This is a genomic window from Rathayibacter sp. AY1E8 (genome assembly GCF_002931415.1).
Lineage (GTDB): Bacteria > Actinomycetota > Actinomycetes > Actinomycetales > Microbacteriaceae > Rathayibacter.
The window spans coordinates 1,527-3,595 of sequence record NZ_PSVI01000103.1; the positions used below are offsets into that span (position 1 = coordinate 1,527).

Here is a 2,069-nt window from a genome sequence, read left to right on the forward strand (position 1 = left end):
GACCATGCAACCCCTGCCGGGTATCACACATGACTCGGTTTAGCCTCTTCCGCGTTCGCTCGCCACTACTGACGGAATCACTGTTGTTTTCTCTTCCTGTGGGTACTGAGATGTTTCACTTCCCCACGTTCCCTCTACCCGCCCTATATATTCAGGCGGGAGTCACCAGGTCACCACAAGGGGCCTGGCGGGGTTTCCCCATTCGGAAATCCTCGGATCACAGCTCGTTTATCAGCTCCCCGAGGCTTATCGCAGATTACGACGTCCTTCTTCGGCTCCAGATGCCAAGGCATTCACCGTTTGCTCTTATGAACTTGCTAATCACATGAGTTAAGAAACTACAACTCGAAAAGTTGCAGATCCAATGATTTGCATGACCGCAGCCCGAAAGCCGCGCCATGCGAATCTTGTCGATCCACGACCGAAGCCGTGAATCTAAGATGCTCGCGTCCACTGTGTAGTTCTCAAAATACGGGCGGTATCCCTCTCTCACACACCCAGGCGTGAGAAAAAGATCCGGAGAGTCGACCCCGCCACCCGAAGGCAGCCGGCCCGGTCCCTCAGGACCCAACAGCGTGCATGTACCCGACTCCACCGCCCCGACGCGTTCCCAACCCGAAGGCTGTACTGACGCGAGACGATCTCACCGAGCACCTAGTTCAATGTTCCACCCATGAGCTACCAGCAAAGACATTCGCTTTGATCTGGCGCCTGGAACACCCTGCGGTGTCCAGATGCTCCTTAGAAAGGAGGTGATCCAGCCGCACCTTCCGGTACGGCTACCTTGTTACGACTTAGTCCTAATCACCGATCCCACCTTCGACAGCTCCCTCCTTGCGGTTAGGCCACTGGCTTCGGGTGTTACCGACTTTCATGACTTGACGGGCGGTGTGTACAAGGCCCGGGAACGTATTCACCGCAGCGTTGCTGATCTGCGATTACTAGCGACTCCGACTTCATGAGGTCGAGTTGCAGACCTCAATCCGAACTGAGACCGGCTTTTTGGGATTCGCTCCACCTTACGGTATCGCAGCCCTTTGTACCGGCCATTGTAGCATGCGTGAAGCCCAAGACATAAGGGGCATGATGATTTGACGTCATCCCCACCTTCCTCCGAGTTGACCCCGGCAGTCTCCTATGAGTTCCCACCATGACGTGCTGGCAACATAGAACGAGGGTTGCGCTCGTTGCGGGACTTAACCCAACATCTCACGACACGAGCTGACGACAACCATGCACCACCTGTATACCGACCTTGCGGGGCAACCATTTCTGGAAGTTTCCGGTATATGTCAAGCCTTGGTAAGGTTCTTCGCGTTGCATCGAATTAATCCGCATGCTCCGCCGCTTGTGCGGGCCCCCGTCAATTCCTTTGAGTTTTAGCCTTGCGGCCGTACTCCCCAGGCGGGGAACTTAATGCGTTAGCTGCGACACGGAGACCGTGGAAAGGTCCCCACATCTAGTTCCCAACGTTTACGGCGTGGACTACCAGGGTATCTAATCCTGTTCGCTCCCCACGCTTTCGCTCCTCAGCGTCAGTAACGGCCCAGAGAACTGCCTTCGCCATCGGTGTTCCTCCTGATATCTGCGCATTCCACCGCTACACCAGGAATTCCATTCTCCCCTACCGCACTCTAGTCTGCCCGTACCCACTGCAGGCCCGAGGTTGAGCCTCGGGTTTTCACAGCAGACGCGACAAACCGCCTACGAGCTCTTTACGCCCAATAATTCCGGACAACGCTTGCACCCTACGTATTACCGCGGCTGCTGGCACGTAGTTAGCCGGTGCTTTTTCTGCAGGTACCGTCAAGCCGAAGCCCTTCTTCCCTACTAAAAGAGGTTTACAACCCGAAGGCCGTCATCCCCCACGCGGCGTTGCTGCATCAGGCTTTCGCCCATTGTGCAATATTCCCCACTGCTGCCTCCCGTAGGAGTCTGGGCCGTGTCTCAGTCCCAGTGTGGCCGGTCACCCTCTCAGGCCGGCTACCCGTCGTCGCCTTGGTGAGCCATTACCTCACCAACTAGCTGATAGGCCGCGAGTCCATCCTTGACCGAAAAACTTTCCACCC

2 rRNA genes (1 of these 2 only partly in view) are annotated in these 2,069 nt (G+C 56.2%); both read right to left on the reverse strand.

Features of this window, described 5'->3' with window-relative positions:
* Positions 1–320 (reverse strand): 23S ribosomal RNA (locus tag C5C74_RS16735); its annotated part reaches 1,526 nt to the left of the window's first position; the annotation flags it as partial.
* Positions 321–745: 425 nt separating this feature from the next.
* Positions 746–2,069: ribosomal RNA gene (locus C5C74_RS16740) — 16S ribosomal RNA — on the reverse strand; the annotation flags it as partial.